The organism is Streptomyces sp. NPDC047072, assembly GCF_040643855.1.
GTDB lineage: Bacteria > Actinomycetota > Actinomycetes > Streptomycetales > Streptomycetaceae > Streptomyces.
On record NZ_JBEYVC010000009.1, the window covers coordinates 1 to 18,162 of the forward strand.

Annotated in this window: 14 protein-coding genes and 1 tRNA gene; 12 read left to right on the plus strand and 3 right to left on the minus strand. The window is 69.4% G+C overall.

The genetic code is table 11. From position 1 onward, the window contains the following. A partial coding sequence (locus ABZ896_RS05940; protein WP_360922586.1) for an NPCBM/NEW2 domain-containing protein occupies positions 1-838 on the plus strand: 838 nt, incomplete at its 5' end. Here the strand turns inward: ABZ896_RS05940 and ABZ896_RS05945 are convergent. After that, a complete protein-coding gene (locus tag ABZ896_RS05945) occupies positions 825-4,043 on the minus strand; it encodes a BTAD domain-containing putative transcriptional regulator (protein ID WP_360922589.1) in 3,219 nt (1,072 codons plus the stop codon). The genes ABZ896_RS05940 and ABZ896_RS05945 overlap by 14 nt on opposite strands. Before the next feature lie 365 nt (positions 4,044-4,408). On the opposite strand from ABZ896_RS05945, the gene ABZ896_RS05950 reads away from it, so the two are divergent. After that, entirely contained in the window at positions 4,409-5,464 is a 1,056-nt protein-coding gene (locus ABZ896_RS05950) for a UDP-N-acetylmuramate dehydrogenase (RefSeq protein WP_360922592.1), read from the plus strand. Positions 5,465-5,569: 105 nt separating this feature from the next. Here ABZ896_RS05950 and ABZ896_RS05955 read toward each other — a convergent pair whose 3' ends face one another. Beyond that, entirely contained in the window at positions 5,570-6,610 is a 1,041-nt protein-coding gene (locus ABZ896_RS05955) for an adenosine deaminase (protein ID WP_360922595.1), read from the minus strand. Between the two features lie 123 nt (positions 6,611-6,733). Next, complete coding sequence (locus ABZ896_RS05960; RefSeq protein WP_360922598.1) at positions 6,734-7,960, minus strand: pyridoxal phosphate-dependent aminotransferase; 1,227 nt, start codon at positions 7,958-7,960, stop codon at positions 6,734-6,736. 224 nt (positions 7,961-8,184) lie between these two features. On the opposite strand from ABZ896_RS05960, the gene ABZ896_RS05965 reads away from it, so the two are divergent. The 10 genes from ABZ896_RS05965 (at position 8,185) to rpoB (ending at position 18,154) form a co-directional block, all read left to right on the plus strand. Next, positions 8,185-8,257 (plus strand) — tRNA-Trp (locus tag ABZ896_RS05965). An 85-nt stretch (positions 8,258-8,342) separates the two neighbouring features. Then, the gene (secE, locus tag ABZ896_RS05970; RefSeq protein WP_360922601.1) at positions 8,343-8,630 is read left to right on the plus strand and encodes a preprotein translocase subunit SecE; all 288 of its coding nucleotides are present in this window, start codon (positions 8,343-8,345) and stop codon (positions 8,628-8,630) included. Positions 8,631-8,707: 77 nt separating this feature from the next. Then, the gene (gene nusG / locus ABZ896_RS05975; protein WP_360922604.1) at positions 8,708-9,532 is read left to right on the plus strand and encodes a transcription termination/antitermination protein NusG; all 825 of its coding nucleotides are present in this window, start codon (positions 8,708-8,710) and stop codon (positions 9,530-9,532) included. Positions 9,533-9,697: 165 nt separating this feature from the next. Next, positions 9,698-10,132: a 50S ribosomal protein L11 gene (rplK, locus tag ABZ896_RS05980; RefSeq protein WP_286256205.1), complete on the plus strand. Its 435-nt coding sequence runs from the start codon at positions 9,698-9,700 to the stop codon at positions 10,130-10,132. Between the two features lie 81 nt (positions 10,133-10,213). Next, entirely contained in the window at positions 10,214-10,939 is a 726-nt protein-coding gene (gene rplA / locus ABZ896_RS05985) for a 50S ribosomal protein L1 (RefSeq protein WP_360922608.1), read from the plus strand. 112 nt (positions 10,940-11,051) lie between these two features. Next, on the plus strand, positions 11,052-11,876 hold the full coding sequence (locus ABZ896_RS05990) for an LppX_LprAFG lipoprotein (protein WP_360922611.1): 825 nt from the start codon (positions 11,052-11,054) through the stop codon (positions 11,874-11,876). 91 nt (positions 11,877-11,967) lie between these two features. Then, entirely contained in the window at positions 11,968-12,828 is an 861-nt protein-coding gene (locus tag ABZ896_RS05995; RefSeq protein WP_360922614.1) for a DUF1396 domain-containing protein, read from the plus strand. 273 nt (positions 12,829-13,101) lie between these two features. Continuing rightward, entirely contained in the window at positions 13,102-13,632 is a 531-nt protein-coding gene (rplJ, locus tag ABZ896_RS06000; RefSeq protein ID WP_351748947.1) for a 50S ribosomal protein L10, read from the plus strand. Between the two features lie 123 nt (positions 13,633-13,755). Next, positions 13,756-14,139 carry a 50S ribosomal protein L7/L12 gene (gene rplL / locus ABZ896_RS06005; protein ID WP_360922879.1) on the plus strand — a complete coding sequence of 128 codons (384 nt, stop codon included), beginning with the start codon at positions 13,756-13,758 and terminating at the stop codon, positions 14,137-14,139. A gap of 529 nt (positions 14,140-14,668) precedes the next feature. Next, complete coding sequence (gene rpoB / locus ABZ896_RS06010) at positions 14,669-18,154, plus strand: DNA-directed RNA polymerase subunit beta (RefSeq protein WP_360922618.1); 3,486 nt, start codon at positions 14,669-14,671, stop codon at positions 18,152-18,154. Positions 18,155-18,162 lie beyond the last annotated feature (8 nt).

Here is an 18,162-nt window from a genome sequence, read left to right on the forward strand (position 1 = left end):
GAGCGGTTCCTCGGGGGGCACGGCCGGGGGCGCGGCCGCCTCGGAGGGGCTGGGCGCGCCCGTGAAGGCCGGTATCGCGGCCGGTGTGGTCGCGGTGGCGGCCACGGCGGTGGCGCTCGCCCTGATGAACCACAGTGAGCCGGAGAAGAAGCCGGACGCCAAACCGCCCGCGTCCACACCGGTGATCGAGCCCGCCAGAAACACCCCGACACCCACGCCGACGACACCGGAACCACAGCCCCCGGTGATCGTCGCGGCAGCCTCCCCGACCCCGACGCCCACGCCGTCGCCCACCCCCACGCCGAAGCGCACCCCGACGCCGACACCGACCCCCACCCCGAAGCCCGAGCCGACCCCGACACCCACTCCCACCCCGACACCCGCCCCGGTCCCCCCGCCGCCACCGGCCGTCTACCAGTGGAGCGAGCTGTCGTACGACGTCTCGGGCGACGGCACCGGGCCCGAGATGCGGATCGGCGAGAGCAGCTGGGTCTGGCAGCGGTACGGCGTCTCGATCGGCGGCCGGGAGTACGCCCACGGGGTGACCGTCCACGGCGACTCCTCCGTCACCGTCGACCTCAACCGCGCGTGCACGTCGTACGACGCGCTCGTCGGCGTCGACGACATGACGCTGGGGCTCGGCAGGATGTACTTCTCGGTGTACGCCGACGGGGTGCGGCTGTGGAGGTCCGGGCTGGTGGCGGGCGGGGACCCGGCGGTGCCGGTCCATGTGAACCTCGCGGGGCGCACGACCGTACGCCTGGTGGTCGAGCCGCACAGTCACTGGGACGACCTGATGCTCGCCGACTGGGCCGAGTCGAAGTTCAGCTGCGGGTAGCCGCGCCGGGCCGGAGCGCCTCGTCCAGTTCTTCGAGGACCTGCCGCGGGGTGAGCGGGGTGCCTCGGGTGTGCTCCGCGGTGTAGCGGGCCGGGCCGAGCGTGGTGCGGGCCGTCGCCTCGGCCCGGTCGACCTGCTCGCGCTCCGGGTGCGGGCGGGGGCTGCCGTCGCGCCAGCGCTCGGCGGCGGCGAGCAGCCGTACCGCGCGCGGGAGGTCGCCCAGGTCGGTGAGGAGGGTGGCCGTGGCGTCGACGAGGGTGGCCACGACGGTGTCGGCGCAGCGCTTCTCGACCGCCTCGCGGACGGTCGCGGCCATCAGGGGCAGACCGTGCTCCGGGCCGGACTCGGCGACGGTCACCATCGCCTCCATCGAGTGGAACATCACGGTGAACTGAGGCGGCGCCGAGGTCTCCTGGACGTCCGCGCGGACCGCGTCGAGCAGTTCGCGCGCGCGGGCGACGTCCTTGTCCTCCAGGGCCATGTAGGCGTACAGCAGCCGGACGAAGGCCCAGGTCTCCGCGACGCCGTACCGGTCACCGGCCTCGCTCGCCTCCTCCAGGGCGGCCAGCGCGGCCTGCCGGTCGCCCGTGCGGTAGGCGACCTCGGCGAGCCGGGCGATGAGGAACGGCGTCTCGGCGTACGCCCCGACCTCGTAGGCGAGCCGCAGCGCCTCCTCGTACGCCTCCTTGGCCTCCGGGAGCCGGGTGCGGGCCATGGCCGCCTCACCGGCGGCGCTGCTGATCTGGGCGCGGAGCCAGCGGTCGCCGATACGGGGGCCGAGCACGCGCAGCTCCGCCAGGTCGTCGTCCACGCCGGCCAGGCCGCCCTGGGAGTCGACCGCGGTGTGGGTGCGGAACATCAGGACGACGGCCACCGCCCACGCGTCGCCGTGGGCACGGCAGTGGGCGACGGCCCTGTCCATGTCGGCCCGCAGCTCCAGGGAGTCCGCGAGGACCAGGCCGGTCAGCGGCCAGGCGATACCGGGCATCCGGGCTGCGTCCGGCCCGCCCTCCTTGAAGTGGGCCCGTACGACCTCGACGTACCGGCGGGTGTCCTGGTCAAGGCCGCGCTCCAGCTCGGTCTCCGCCCTGAGGAAGACGTCCAGCATCCGGACGTTCATCCGGAGCCGGTGGTGGGGTTCCTCGGGGCGCACCCGGTGGGGCACCGACGCCCCCGCCCCCAGCCGCAGCACCCGCCCGACCCAGGCCGCGCCCTCGCTCCGGTAGTTGCGCAGCCACCAGAACCAGCCCATGGCGAGCACCAGGGCGCCGGCCTCCTCTTCCGCGCCCGCGGTGAGGGCACGGTCCAGGGCGGTGCGGATGTTGTCGAGTTCGGTCTCCAGGCGGGAGATCCACGGCAGTTGACCGGCCGAGCGGAGCCGCGGCTCGGCCTCCTCCACCAGGGCGCGCACCCAGGCGCGATGGCGCAGTTCGGCGTCGGCACGCGCCCGAGGACGCTCGGCGGCCCGCTCGACGACGTACTCGTGGATCGTCTCCAGCATGCGGTAGCGCATACGGCCGTCGGCACCGGACCGCTCGCAAGGGGCGGCCACGATCAGGGACTTGTCGACGAGCGCACCGAGCACCTCGGCGACCGGCCCGCTGCACACGGCCTCGGCCGCCTCCAGCTCCCAGCCGCCCGCGAACACGGACGCCTCGCACAGCACCGTCCGCTCCCGCTCGTCGAGCAGCTCCCAGGACCAGTCGACGACGGCACGGAGGGTCTGCTGGCGGGGCAGGACCGTACGGCTCCCGGTGGTGAGGAGGCGGAAGCGGTCGTCGAGACGGTCGGCGATCTGGCGGGGTGTGAGCAGCCGCAGCCGGGCCGCCGCGAGCTCGATGGCGAGCGGCAGCCCGTCCAGACGCCGGCAGATCTCGGCGACGGCCTCCTCGTCGGCGAGCACGGCGGCCGCGTCGGGACGGACGGCGGCGGCACGCTCGGCGAACAGCCGGTGCGCCTGGTCGGGCAGGAGGGGCTCGACCGGCCGCACCGACTCCCCCGGCACGCCCAGGGGTTCACGGCTGGTGGCGAGGACGGTGAGCCCCGGGCAGCGGGTGAGGAGGGTCTCCGCGAGGCCGGCCACCGCGTCGATCACATGCTCGCAGTTGTCAAGGATCAGGAGTCGGCTGCGCGCGGCGCAGTACTCGACGAGCAGGGCGACCGGGTCGTCCTGCGGGGCGCTCAACTCGGTGGTCATGAGCACGGTCTCGCGCAGACCGAGCGCACTGACCACCGCGCCGGGCACCGCCTCCGGCCGGTCGAGCGGCGCCAGCTCGACCAGCCACGCCTGCGGAAGCCCGGCGGCGGCCTCCTCGGCGAGACGGGTCTTCCCCGAGCCGCCCGGTCCGGTGAGGGTGACGAGGCGGGCCCTGTGCATGTCGGAACGGATGGCGGCGAGTTCAGGTTCCCGCCCCACGAAAGAGGTGAGTCGCGTACGAAGGTTGCCGCTGCGTTCGATTCGTGGCCGCCTGAGCGAACCGGACGGCTCCGACGGCGCGAGCAGCTCTGCATGCAGGGCTCGCAGTTCAGCACCGGGGTCGGCACCGAGGCCGTCGGCGAGAACACGGCGGGCGCTCTCGTAGGCGGCGAGAGCGTCGGCCGGACGGCCACCGTCCCGCAGGGCGCGGATGAGAAGCACATGCAGCGGTTCGTCGTACGGATGCGCGGCGACCAGCTCCTGAAGCTCCGGCACGACGTCCTGGCCACGGCCGAGCAGCAGATACGCCTCCCCGCGGGCCCGGGTGGCCTCCAGCCGCAGCGCGTCGAGCCGGGTGGCGGCGGCCCGGTCGGGAAGATCGGCAAGAGCGGGACCGCGCCACAGCCCGAGGGCGGCGGTGAGATCCCGGGCGGCGGTGCCGGGATCACCGTGCCGGAGGGCGCCCGTACCCTGCCGTACGAGCTGTTCGAAAACCGCGATGTCCACGGCGTCCTCCGCCGCCGCGAGCCGATACCCACCGGGTTCGGAGACGATGGCGTCCCGCCCGAGAACCCGCCTCAGACGCCCGACCAAGGCCTGGAGCGCGGCGGGGGCATCCTGAGGCGGCGTCTCCGTCCAGATCTCGTCGATCAGGGTCTCGGGCAAAACGGTACGGCCCGGCCGGAGCGCGAGGAGGGCGAGCAGCGCGCGAAGACGCGGACCGCCGAGGGGTATGACGGCGCCGTGATCGTCCACCGCCTCTGTGACACCCAGGATTCTGTACCGCACCGGGTCATTGTCGCCTGAGGGGGTGGCGGGTTCGGCGGTTTGGCGGGTGCGGCCCGGTGGGGGCTGGTCGCGCAGTTCCCCGCGCCCCTAAAAGAGCTCACCTGAACGGTCTTTTGTCGGCCGCGTACGGCGCGCAGGGGTCGGGGGCGGGGGGTGTCCGCCCGCAGCGGCCGGCGTCCGTTATCCAGTACTTCTCAATCGACAGCACCGCCGGACCGAGGACGGATACCCCCCGCCCCCGGCCCCGACCCACCACCGAACCGTGGGCGTCTTTTAGGGGCGCGGGGAACTGCGCAAAACGCCCGCCCCCACCAAGCCGCACCGTACCCGGCCAACGCGCCGCAGGCCCCCGTACGCTTGACCCCGTGCAGGAACGACACGACGCCCCCCTCGCCCCCCTGACCACCTTCCGCCTCGGCGGCCCGGCCACCCGCCTCGTCACCGCGACGACCGACGCCGAGGTGATCGCGGCAGTCCAGGAGGCAGACGCCACCCGCACCCCCCTCCTGCTCATCGGCGGCGGCTCCAACCTCGTCATCGGCGACAAGGGCTTCGACGGCACCGCCCTCGCCATCGCCACCAAGGGCATCGACCTCACCGGCACCCACCTCGAACTGGCCGCCGGCGAAACCTGGACCGACGCCGTGGCGCACGCAGTGACCGCCGGACTCGCCGGTATCGAGTGCCTCGCCGGCATCCCCGGCTCCGCGGGCGCCACCCCGATCCAGAACGTCGGCGCCTACGGCCAGGAAGTCTCCTCGACGATCACGGAGGTCGTCGCCTACGACCGCCGTACCGGCGAGACGGTGACGCTCACCAACGAACAGTGCGCGTTCGCCTACCGGCACAGCCGCTTCAAGGCGGACCCCGACCGCTACGTCGTCCTCCGCGTCCGTTTCGAGCTGGAGGACGCGGACGGCCTCTCTGCACCCCTGCGGTACGCGGAGGCCACGCGAGCCCTCGGCGTGGAGCCCGGCGACCGCGTCCCGGTCGCCGACGCCCGCGCCGCCGTGCTGAAGCTGCGCGCGGGCAAGGGCATGGTCCTGGACCCCGAGGACCACGACACCTGGTCGGCGGGCTCCTTCTTCACCAACCCGATCCTGACCGACGAGCAGTTCGCGGCCTTCCACGCGCGCGTGCGCGAGCGTCTCGGCGACACGGCCGAGCCGCCCGCCTACCCGGCGGGGGAGGGCCGTACGAAGACCTCCGCGGCCTGGCTGATCGACAAGGCCGGCTTCACCAAGGGCTACGGCACCGGAAGGGCCCGTATCTCCACGAAGCACACCCTCGCGCTGACGAACCGGGGCGGGGCCACGACGGAGGACCTCCTGGCGCTGGCGAGGGAGGTCGTCGCGGGCGTGCGGGACACGTTCGGCGTGACCCTCGTCAACGAACCGGTGACGGTCGGAGTGAGCCTGTAGCACCCGACAGGGCGGAATCGCGGCTGAGGCTCACCGAGTTCAGACCCCGCACGCGCGCACGTTCGCGGCGGGCCGGGGGTCACCCCTACGAGGTTCTCGTTCGCTTCAAGGAGCCGGCCGGCTGATCCAGTCGTCCACCCCGGCCAGCAGCTTCGTCTTCATGTCCTCCGGCGCCGCCGAACCCCGGACCGACTGGCGGGCCAGCTCCGCCAGTTCCTCGTCCGTGAAGCCGTGGTACTGCCGGGCGATCTCGTACTGCGCGGCCAGTCGCGAGCCGAAGAGCAGCGGGTCGTCGGCGCCGAGCGCCATCGGCACCCCGGCCTCGAACAGCTTGCGCAGCGGCACGTCCTCCGGCTTCTCGTACACCCCGAGCGCCACGTTCGACGCCGGACACACCTCGCAGGTCACCTGCCGGTCCGCGAGCCGCTTCAGCATCCGCGGGTCCTCCGCCGCCCGCACCCCGTGCCCGACCCGGTCGGCGTGCAGATCGTCCAGGCAGTCCCGCACCGACGACGGGCCGGTCAGTTCACCGCCGTGCGGGGCAGAGAGCAGACCGCCTTCCCGCGCGATGTGGAACGCCCGGTCGAAGTCCCTCGCCATGCCCCGGCGTTCGTCGTTCGACAGCCCGAAGCCCACCACGCCCCGGTCCGCGTACCGCACCGCGAGCCGGGCCAGCGTGCGCGCGTCCAGAGGGTGCTTCATGCGGTTCGCGGCCACCAGCACCCGCATCCCGAGCCCGGTCTCGCGCGAGGTCGTCTCCACCGCGTCCAGGATGATCTCCAGCGCCGGGATCAGCCCGCCGAGCCGGGGGGCGTACGACGTGGGGTCGACCTGGATCTCCAGCCACCCCGAGCCGTCGCGGACGTCCTCCTCCGCGGCCTCCCGCACCAGCCGCCGGATGTCGTCGGGCTCCCTGAGACACGAGCGGGCGGCGTCGTACAGCCGCTGGAAGCGGAACCAGCCGCGCTCGTCCGTGGCCCGCAGTTTCGGGGGCTCCCCGCTGGTCAGTGCCTCGGTCAGCGCCTCGGGCAGCCGCACACCGTACTTGTCGGCCAGTTCCAGCACCGTCGCCGGGCGCATCGAGCCGGTGAAGTGCAGGTGCAGATGGGCTTTCGGCAGCTCAGAGACATCACGTACGTGCTCCATCCCAGGATCCTGCCGTACGGCACGGGCGTCCCGGTACCGCTTTCCCCTTTAGTGGTCTTGCTCGCACAAAGAAACAAGAGAGCACCCCCGAAATTTCGGAGGTGCTCTCGGCGGTGGCGGACCTCAGTCCCGGGCCTCCGCGAGCAGCTTCTGGATCCGGCTGACGCCCTCGACGAGATCCTCGTCACCCAGGGCGTACGACAGCCGCAGATAGCCGGGCGTGCCGAAGGCCTCGCCGGGGACGACCGCGACCTCGGCCTCCTCCAGGATCAGCGCGGCCAGCTCGACCGTGTCCTGCGGGCGCTTGCCGCGGATCTCCTTGCCGACCAGGGCCTTGACCGAGGGGTACGCGTAGAAGGCGCCCTCGGGCTCCGGGCAGAGCACGCCCTCGATCTCGCCCAGCATCCGCACGATGGTCTTGCGGCGCCGGTCGAAGGCCTCCTTCATCTCCTCCACGGCCGACAGGTCGCCGGAGACGGCGGCGAGCGCGGCCACCTGGGCGACGTTCGACACGTTGGAGGTGGCGTGCGACTGGAGGTTGGTCGCGGCCTTGACGACGTCCTTGGGGCCGATGACCCAGCCCACCCGCCAGCCGGTCATGGCGTACGTCTTGGCGACACCGTTGACCACGATGGTCTTGTCGGCCAGCTCGGGCACGACCACGGGCAGGGAGTGGAACTCGGCGTCGCCGTAGACCAGGTGCTCGTAGATCTCGTCGGTCAGGACCCACAGGCCCTTCTCGGCGGCCCAGCGGCCGATCTCCTCGACCTGCGCGCGCGTGTAGACGGCGCCGGTCGGGTTGGAGGGGGAGACGAAGAGCAGGACCTTGGTGTTCTCGGTCCGGGCCGCCTCCAGCTGCTCCACGCTCACGCGGTAGCCGGTGGTCTCGTCCGCGACGACCTCCACCGGGACACCGCCGGCCAGCCGGATCGACTCCGGGTACGTCGTCCAGTACGGCGCCGGGACGATGACCTCGTCGCCCGGGTCGAGGATCGCGGCGAAGGCCTCGTAGATCGCCTGCTTGCCGCCGTTGGTGACGAGCACCTGGGAGGCGTCGACCTCCCAGCCGGAGTCACGCAGCGTCTTCGCGGCGATCGCGGCCTTCAGCTCGGGGAGGCCGCCGGCCGGCGTGTAGCGGTGGTACTTCGGGTTCGAGCAGGCCTCGATCGCGGCCTGGACGATGTAGTCCGGGGTCGGGAAGTCGGGCTCGCCGGCGCCGAAGCCGATCACCGGACGCCCGGCGGCCTTGAGGGCCTTGGCCTTGGCGTCCACGGCGAGGGTGGCGGACTCGGAGATCGCGCCGACTCGGGCGGAGACCCGGCGCTCGGTGGGAGGGGTTGCAGCGCTCATGGGCCCATCGTTCCAGACCGGAAACGTGCCCGGCACGCGGGTTTCACAGACTGAACAACAGCTGAACAACCGTCCGGATTCACCCCCTGTGCTGGGCGATCTTCCGTGCCCAAGGCCCTTGCAGGTGCTTTCTGTTCGACGGAGGGCCACGGAGCACGTACACTCTCACCTCGTTGGCCTTCAACCGGGCATCCAAGCGGATGCGGTACGTTGGGGGACATCAAAGGGTCGTAGCTCAATTGGTAGAGCACCGGTCTCCAAAACCGGCGGTTGGGGGTTCAAGTCCCTCCGGCCCTGCTACACAACGTACGTACAGCAATGCACCGCCGTGCGGCTCAGACCGGGCGCGGCACGGCCACGACCCGGGAACAGGTGAGGACGAATGGCGGACGCCGTGGGCTCCATCGACACGCCTGATGCCCAGGACGAGGCGCCGGAGTCTCAGAAGAAGACTCGTAAGGGCGGCAAGCGCGCCAAGAAGGGCCCGCTGAAGCGTCTGGCGACCTTCTACCGGCAGATCATCGCCGAGCTGCGCAAGGTCGTCTGGCCCACGCGCAGCCAGCTCACCACGTACACGACCGTCGTGATCGTGTTCGTCATCGTGATGATCGGCCTGGTCACCGTGATTGACTATGGACTCAACCACGCCGCGAAGTACGTCTTCGGCTGAGCCGAGAGCGAAGGGCGCCGTCACCGGCGCCCCTTTCGCGTGTTCCACCCCTATGTATCCAGGAAGAAGCAGCCACAGTGTCTGACCCGAACCTGAACGAGGCCGTCGAAGCAGACGAGCTCGTGGATGACGAGCTCGACATCGTCGAGGGCGCGGACGAGGACCTGGACGAGGTCGAGGCTGCCGACGCCGAGCCCGGCGACGCCGAGGAAGAGTCCGGCGGCGACGTCGAAGACGTCGAGGACGAGGAAGAGGCGCTCGTCGAGGAGGAGCCGGCCGAGCCGGTGGACCCCGTCGCCGCCCTGCGCGAGGAACTGCGGACCCTGCCCGGCGAGTGGTACGTCATCCACACGTACGCCGGTTACGAGAACCGCGTGAAGACCAACCTCGAGCAGCGTGCCGTCTCGCTGAACGTCGAGGACTACATCTTCCAGGCCGAGGTGCCGCAGGAAGAGGTCGTCCAGATCAAGAACGGCGACCGCAAGACGATCCGCCAGAACAAGCTTCCCGGGTACGTCCTGGTCCGCATGGACCTGACGAACGAGTCCTGGGGCGTCGTCCGCAACACCCCCGGCGTGACCGGCTTCGTGGGCAACGCCTACGACCCGTACCCGCTGACCCTGGACGAGATCGTCAAGATGCTCGCCCCGGAGGCCGAGGAGAAGGCCGCCCGCGAGGCCGCCGAGGCCGAGGGCAAGCCGGCGCCGCAGCGCAAGGTCGAGGTCCAGGTGCTGGACTTCGAGGTCGGCGACTCGGTCACCGTCACCGACGGCCCCTTCGCCACCCTCCAGGCCACGATCAACGAGATCAACGCCGACTCCAAGAAGGTCAAGGGCCTGGTGGAGATCTTCGGCCGCGAGACCCCGGTCGAGCTGAGCTTCGACCAGATCCAGAAGAACTGAGTTCTTCCGGCAGAGCTTCCGACCAGGTCAGGCGGGCTTTCGCGGCCCGTCTGACCTGCTCGGTTTTTGGCCGCGCATCTATACCCGTTATCGTTGTGCGGTATGCCTGCGTTCGGGTGGTCCCCGCTCGCAGGCAGGACCCGAATCGAAAGGACCCGGAGAGCTATGCCTCCCAAGAAGAAGAAGGTCACGGGGCTCATCAAGCTCCAGATCAACGCCGGTGCGGCGAACCCCGCCCCGCCGGTCGGCCCCGCGCTCGGTCAGCACGGCGTCAACATCATGGAGTTCTGCAAGGCGTACAACGCCGCGACCGAGTCGCAGCGTGGCTGGGTGATCCCGGTGGAGATCACGGTCTACGAGGACCGCTCCTTCACCTTCATCACCAAGACGCCGCCGGCCGCCAAGATGATCCTCAAGGCCGCGGGTGTCGAGAAGGGCTCCGGCGAGCCGCACAAGACCAAGGTCGCCAAGATCACCGAGGCGCAGGTCCGCGAGATCGCCACGACCAAGCTTCCCGACCTGAACGCCAACGACCTGGACGCCGCGGCGAAGATCATCGCCGGCACCGCCCGCTCCATGGGCATCACGGTCGAGGGCTGAGCCCACCCCCCCCGTACAAAGCAGAAGTGGCAGGGCCGGCTCGGCCCGTACCACGACTCCTAAGCACACACAGGAGCAGTTGTGAGCAAGCGCAGCAAGGCTCTCCGCGCTGCGGACGCCAAGATCGACCGGGAGAAGCAGTACGCCCCGCTCGAGGCCGTCCGTCTCGCCAAGGAGACCTCCACGACCAAGTTCGACGGCACCGTCGAGGTCGCCTTCCGTCTGGGTGTCGACCCGCGCAAGGCCGACCAGATGGTCCGTGGCACCGTGAACCTCCCGCACGGCACCGGTAAGACCGCCCGGGTCCTGGTCTTCGCGACCGGTGACCGTGCCGAGGCCGCGCGTGCCGCGGGCGCCGACATCGTCGGCGCCGACGAGCTCATCGACGAGGTGTCGAAGGGCCGTCTGGACTTCGACGCCGTCGTCGCCACCCCGGACCTCATGGGCAAGGTCGGCCGCCTCGGCCGCGTGCTCGGTCCCCGTGGTCTCATGCCGAACCCCAAGACCGGCACCGTGACCCCGGACGTGACGAAGGCTGTCACGGACATCAAGGGCGGCAAGATCGAGTTCCGCGTCGACAAGCACTCGAACCTGCACTTCATCATCGGCAAGACGTCCTTCGACGACGACAAGCTGGTGGAGAACTACGGCGCGGCCCTGGAGGAGATCCTCCGTCTGAAGCCGTCCGCCGCCAAGGGTCGCTACATCAAGAAGGCCGCCATCAGCACCACGATGGGCCCCGGCATCCAGCTCGACCCGAACCGCACCCGCAACCTCCTCGTCGAGGAGGACCCGGCCGCGGTCTGAGACACCGGCAGGTTCCACGGGCCCCGCACCTTCGAGGTGCGGGGCCCGTTCCCGTGTGGGAAGGCCGTGCTCTGGGTTAGCGTGCGGACAGGGCACGGGCACAGGGGGACGGATGAAGCGCACGGCGACGGTGTCGGTCTGTTTCGCGCTGGCGCTCGCGCTGGCCGGCTGCACCTCCTCCGGCTCCTCCGACCGGTCCGCGAGGACACCCACCGCGAAGGCTCCCGTCGCCCTGCCCGCCCTGCGCACGGCCGAGCGCGCCACCGAGGGAGCGGACTCCGCCCGGGTCCGCTCTGCGACCGTGATGGGCAGCCAGCTCTCCCTCACCGCCGACGGGCTGCTGTCCTGGGGGGACGGCCTCTCCGGCACCCTGGAGATCGCGTACACCGGCGGCACCGCGGCCGAGACGATGCGCGGCCTCGGCGTGACCTCCATGGAGGCCCGCTATCTCACCGACGCCTACTACGCGCGCCTGGGCGACGCCTTCGCCGCGAAGATCGGCGGCAAGCACTGGCTGAAGTACGCGTACGACGATCTCAAGAACCTCGGCGGCGGCGCCGAGCTCGCCGACCAGATGCGCTCCACCACCCCCGACCAGTCGGTGAAGCTGCTGCTGCACTCCGCGGACGTGCGCGAGGTCGGCGAGGAGAGGGTCGACGGCCGGGCCACCACCCACTACTCCGGGACCGTGGCCACCGAGGACGTCACCGACGCGTCCCTGAAGGAGCGCCTGGAGGACGCCGGGGTCACCACCGAGACCGTCGACATCTGGATCGACGACCGCGACCTCCTCGTCAAGAAGGTCGAGAAGGCCGGCACCGCGAACGGCCGGGTGACCCAGACCGCCCACTACAGCGACTACGGCGTACCGGTCACCGTCCGCAGACCCCCGGCCGCCGACACGGCGGACTTCAAGACCCTCCTGAAGCCCTCTTGAGTCCCACGGAAACCAGGAGAGCATCGCAACCACACTCCGCTAGGCTCACGTCCTTGCTGTGTATCGGACATGCATTCCATGGGGGGCTGCTATGAGCACTTCTGTACGACGTTCCGCGCGCTGTCGGACCATCGGCGCCGGGATCGCCGCCGTCGCCCTCGCCGCGGGAGCGGTGAGCTGCGCCAAGGGCGGGGGCGAGGAGTCGCCGAAGATGACTCCGGCGGCCGCCGTCGCCAAGGCCGCGAAGAACACGGAGGCCATCACCTCCCTGCACTACCGGATGAAGGGCGAGTTCCCGGAGCAGGGGCAGGTCACGGCCGACGCCTCCATGCGGCTCAAGCCCACCGTCGCGATGACCATGAAGATGAAGGTGCCCTCCCAGGGCGCCCAGGGCACGGCGGAGATCCGGCTCGTCGACAAGGCCATGTACATCGGCGGCAACCCCGAGATGGCGAAGGAGATGGACGGCAAGAGCTGGCTCAAGTTCGACCTGTCCAGCCTGAGCGACGAGCAGCTCGGCGCGGCCGGAGCGGGCGCCGGCCAGGCCGAGCAGAACCCCACGGCCGAGGCCGGCTTCCTCACCGGCGCCAAGGACGTGAAGAAGGTCGGCACCGAGACCGTCGAGGGCGTGAAGACCACCCACTACCGGGGCACCGTCACCCTCGCCGACCTCAAGGCCTCCCTCAAGAAGGAGAGCAAGGACGTCCGCGAGGCGCGCGAGAAGAGCCTTCAGCAGTACGAGAAGCTCGGCATCGACAAGCTGACGATGGACATGTGGATCGACGGCCAGGACCACGCCAAGCAGCTCCGGATGAAGGGCCAGGCCGACAAGGGCCCGCTCGACATGACGATCACCTTCCTCGACTACAACAAGCCGGTCGACGTCACGGCCCCGCCCGCCAAGGACACCGCCGACCTCGCCGAGATGATGAAGGGACTCCAGAGCAGCTGAGCGCCGTAGGACCGGATTTGCTTGACAGGGATCCGGTCACGTACGCTCCTACAGAAGCCAAAGACCGCTGGTCGTTGCCGTGCGCTCGCGAGAGGGTGCGGTGGCCGAAGGATCCGCTGAACCGCGGACGACCCGCGCAGGTGACTGTGGAAGTGCTCCCGTCCGGATCCGTCCGTGAAGGTCGAGCTACGCCCCGTGCGCCTGCGCCGGGGCGTTTCGTTTTCCCCAGCCCCTTCCGAGCGGTCCTCATCACCCGGAAGGAGGCCGACGCTTATGGCAAGGCCCGACAAGGCCGCCGCGGTGGCCGAGCTCACGGAGCAGTTCCGTAGCTCGAACGCCGCTGTGCTGACCGAGTACCGGGGTCTCACCGTGGCGCAGCTCAAGACGCTGCGTCGTTCGCTCGGTGAGAACGCCCAGTACGCCGTGGTGAAGAACACGCTGACCAAGATTGCGGCCAACGAGGCCGGGATCTCGACGCTCGACGACCTGTTCAACGGTCCGACGGCGGTCGCCTTCGTCACCGGTGACCCGGTGGAGTCGGCGAAGGGTCTTCGTGACTTCGCCAAGGACAACCCGAACCTCGTCATCAAGGGCGGTGTCCTTGACGGCAAGGCGCTGTCCGCCGACGAGATCAAGAAGCTCGCGGACCTCGAGTCCCGCGAGGTTCTGCTCGCCAAGCTGGCGGGCGCCATGAAGGGCAAGCAGACGCAGACTGCACAGCTCTTCCAGGCGCTTCCCTCGAAGCTCGTCCGCACCGTGGACGCGCTCCGTGCCAAGCAGGACGAGCAGGGCGGTGCCGAGTAACTCGGCTCGCATCATGACCGCCGCCTGAGGCCCCCGGTCGCCAGGCAGAGGTCGTAGCGGGCCGACCGTACGCCCGCCAGACATGTACATCCGGCACCAGCCGAAATTAGTGGAAGGAAAGCCATCGTGGCTCTCACCCAGGACGAACTGCTCGCCGAGTTCGAGACGATGACCCTGATCCAGCTCTCCGAGTTCGTGAAGGCGTTCGAGGAGAAGTTCGACGTCACCGCCGCCGCCGCGGTCGCCGTCGCGGGCCCCGCCGGCCCGGCCGCCGTTGCCGACGCCCCGGAGGAGAAGGACGAGTTCGACGTCGTCCTCACCGGCGCCGGCGACAAGAAGATCCAGGTCATCAAGGTCGTGCGCGAGCTCACCTCCCTGGGCCTCAAGGAGGCCAAGGACCTGGTCGACGGTGCGCCGAAGCCGGTTCTGGAGAAGGTCAACAAGGAGGCCGCGGACAAGGCCAAGGAGGCGCTCGAGGGCGCCGGTGCCGCTGTCGAGGTCAAGTAACACCTCTCGCAGGTCCCGCTGGACCTGTAACGCGTAAGCGCCGAGGAGCGATCATCCATCCGGGTGGTCGCTCTTCGGCGTTCCTGGAGGGGTGGCCGCGGTTGCCTTGCTCCCGCCCCGGCGAGGGGTATGGTGATCTTCGTCGTGTCTCCCGAATGCCCTGGTTCGGGCTGGGGGGCCTTGACGAACCGCACGCAGCGCGCAATTCTCAGGACGCGTCGCCAGAACGGTCCGAATCCGAGGCATGGATCGGCGACGAAGAGGGCAGTATCAACGTGCGTTGAGGGCAGGCATGCCGAAGGCGTTGAGGGTGACGAGGACCAAAGAAAATCGGGGCTGGACATCAGTGCGCCAAGTGGCTACACTGACCCTTTGCGCTGCCTGTTAGCTGCCCCCTGCCCGTCACCAGGGGTCTGTCCTCGCCTCAGCAACGACGATCAAAACCTCCCTGACCAGGGATTTCATTCGTCGTGTGCAGGAGAGGGACCGGTACGCGCGTAGTGAGTCCGAGCCCTCGGAAGGACCCCTCTTGGCCGCCTCGCGCAATGCCTCGAACGCGAATACGAACCACGGCGCCAGCACCGCCCCGCTGCGCATCTCCTTTGCAAAGATCAAGGAGCCCCTCGAGGTTCCCAACCTGCTCGCGCTGCAGACCGAGAGCTTTGACTGGCTGCTCGGGAACACCGCTTGGCAGAGTCGGGTCGAGGAGGCTCTGGAGTCCGGTCAGGACGTCCCCACCAAGTCCGGTCTCGAGGAGATCTTCGAGGAGATCTCCCCGATCGAGGACTTCTCCGGGTCGATGTCGCTGACCTTCCGCGACCACCGCTTCGAGCCGCCGAAGAACAGCATCGACGAGTGCAAGGAGCGCGACTTCACGTACGCCGCCCCGCTCTTCGTGACGGCTGAGTTCACCAACAACGAGACCGGCGAGATCAAGTCCCAGACGGTCTTCATGGGCGACTTCCCGCTCATGACGAACAAGGGCACCTTCGTCATCAACGGCACCGAGCGTGTCGTGGTGTCGCAGCTCGTCCGTTCGCCCGGTGTCTACTTCGACTCCTCCATCGACAAGACCTCCGACAAGGACGTCTTCTCCGCCAAGATCATCCCCTCCCGGGGTGCCTGGCTGGAGATGGAGATCGACAAGCGCGACATGGTCGGTGTCCGTATCGACCGCAAGCGCAAGCAGTCCGTCACCGTGCTCCTGAAGGCTCTCGGGTGGACCACCGAGCAGATCCTCGAAGAGTTCGGCGAGTACGAGTCGATGCGCGCCACCCTGGAGAAGGACCACACCCAGGGCCAGGACGACGCGCTGCTCGACATCTACCGCAAGCTGCGTCCGGGCGAGCCGCCCACGCGCGAGGCCGCGCAGACGCTTCTGGAGAACCTGTACTTCAACCCGAAGCGCTACGACCTCGCCAAGGTCGGCCGTTACAAGGTCAACAAGAAGCTCGGCGCGGACGAGCCGCTGGACGCCGGCGTGCTCACCACCGACGACATCATCGCCACCATCAAGTACCTGGTGAAGCTGCACGCCGGTGAGACCGAGACGGTCGCCGAGTCGGGCCGCGAGATCATCGTCGAGACCGACGACATCGACCACTTCGGCAACCGCCGTATCCGTAACGTCGGTGAGCTGATCCAGAACCAGGTCCGTACGGGTCTCGCCCGTATGGAGCGCGTCGTGCGCGAGCGCATGACCACCCAGGACGTCGAGGCGATCACCCCGCAGACCCTGATCAACATCCGCCCCGTGGTGGCGTCGATCAAGGAGTTCTTCGGTACGTCGCAGCTGTCCCAGTTCATGGACCAGAACAACCCGCTGTCGGGGCTGACGCACAAGCGTCGTCTGAACGCCCTCGGCCCGGGTGGTCTCTCCCGTGAGCGGGCCGGCTTCGAGGTCCGTGACGTGCACCCCTCGCACTACGGCCGCATGTGCCCGATCGAGACGCCCGAAGGCCCGAACATCGGTCTGATCGGTTCGCTCGCCTCGTACGGCCGGATCAACCCGTTCGGCTTCATCGAGACGCCGTACCGCAAGGTCGTCGACGGCCAGGTCAGCGACGAGGTCGACTACCTGACGGCCGACGAAGAGGACCGATTCGTCATCGCGCAGGCCAACGCCACGCTCGACGACGACATGCGCTTCACCGAGAACCGCGTCCTGGTCCGCCGCCGTGGCGGCGAGGTCGACTACGTCCCCGGTGACGACGTCGACTACATGGACGTCTCGCCGCGCCAGATGGTGTCGGTCGCGACCGCCATGATCCCGTTCCTGGAGCACGACGACGCCAACCGTGCCCTCATGGGCGCGAACATGATGCGTCAGGCCGTGCCGCTCATCAAGAGCGAGTCCCCGCTCGTCGGCACCGGCATGGAGTACCGCTCCGCCGCCGACGCCGGTGACGTGGTCAAGGCCGAGAAGGCGGGTGTGGTCCAGGAGGTCTCCGCGGACTACATCACCACCAGCAACGACGACGGCACGTACATCACCTACCGGCTGGCCAAGTTCGCCCGCTCCAACCAGGGCACCTCGGTCAACCAGAAGGTCGTCGTCGACGAGGGCGACCGGGTCGTCGAGGGCCAGGTCCTCGCCGACGGTCCGGCCACCGAGAACGGCGAGATGGCCCTCGGCAAGAACCTGCTCGTGGCGTTCATGCCGTGGGAGGGTCACAACTACGAGGACGCGATCATCCTGTCGCAGCGCCTCGTGCAGGACGACGTCCTCTCCTCGATCCACATCGAGGAGCACGAGGTCGACGCCCGTGACACCAAGCTCGGCCCCGAGGAGATCACCCGGGACATCCCGAACGTCTCCGAGGAGGTCCTCGCCGACCTCGACGAGCGCGGCATCATCCGGATCGGTGCCGAGGTCATCGCCGGCGACATCCTCGTCGGCAAGGTCACGCCCAAGGGTGAGACCGAGCTGACCCCCGAGGAGCGCCTGCTGCGCGCGATCTTCGGTGAGAAGGCCCGTGAGGTCCGTGACACCTCGCTGAAGGTGCCGCACGGCGAGACCGGCAAGGTCATCGGCGTCCGCGTCTTCGACCGCGAGGAGGGCGACGAGCTTCCCCCCGGTGTGAACCAGCTGGTGCGCGTCTACGTCGCGCAGAAGCGCAAGATCACCGACGGTGACAAGCTCGCCGGCCGCCACGGCAACAAGGGCGTCATCTCCAAGATCCTGCCCATCGAGGACATGCCGTTCCTCGAGGACGGGACCCCGGTCGACATCATCCTCAACCCGCTCGGTGTGCCGTCCCGAATGAACCCGGGACAGGTCCTGGAGATCCACCTCGGCTGGCTCGCCAGCCGCGGCTGGGACGTCTCCGGTCTCGCCGACGACTGGGCGCAGCGCCTCCAGGCCATCGGCGCCGACCAGGTCGCCCCGGGCACCAACGTCGCCACGCCGGTCTTCGACGGTGCGCGTGAGGACGAGCTCGCGGGTCTGCTGAACCACACCATCCCGAACCGCGACGGCGAGCGCATGGTGCAGCCGACCGGTAAGGCGAGGCTGTTCGACGGCCGCTCCGGTGAGCCGTTCCCGGACCCGATCTCGATCGGGTACATGTACATCCTCAAGCTCCACCACCTGGTCGACGACAAGCTGCACGCCCGCTCGACCGGTCCGTACTCGATGATCACCCAGCAGCCGCTGGGTGGTAAGGCCCAGTTCGGTGGCCAGCGCTTCGGTGAGATGGAGGTGTGGGCGCTGGAGGCTTACGGCGCCGCGTACGCCCTCCAGGAGCTGCTGACCATCAAGTCCGACGACGTCACCGGCCGCGTGAAGGTCTACGAGGCCATCGTCAAGGGCGAGAACATCCCCGAGCCGGGCATCCCCGAGTCCTTCAAGGTGCTCATCAAGGAGATGCAGTCGCTGTGCCTCAACGTGGAGGTGCTGTCCTCGGACGGCATGTCCATCGAGATGCGCGACACCGACGAGGACGTCTTCCGCGCTGCGGAAGAGCTCGGCATCGACCTGTCCCGGCGCGAGCCGAGCAGCGTCGAAGAGGTCTGACGGGAGTC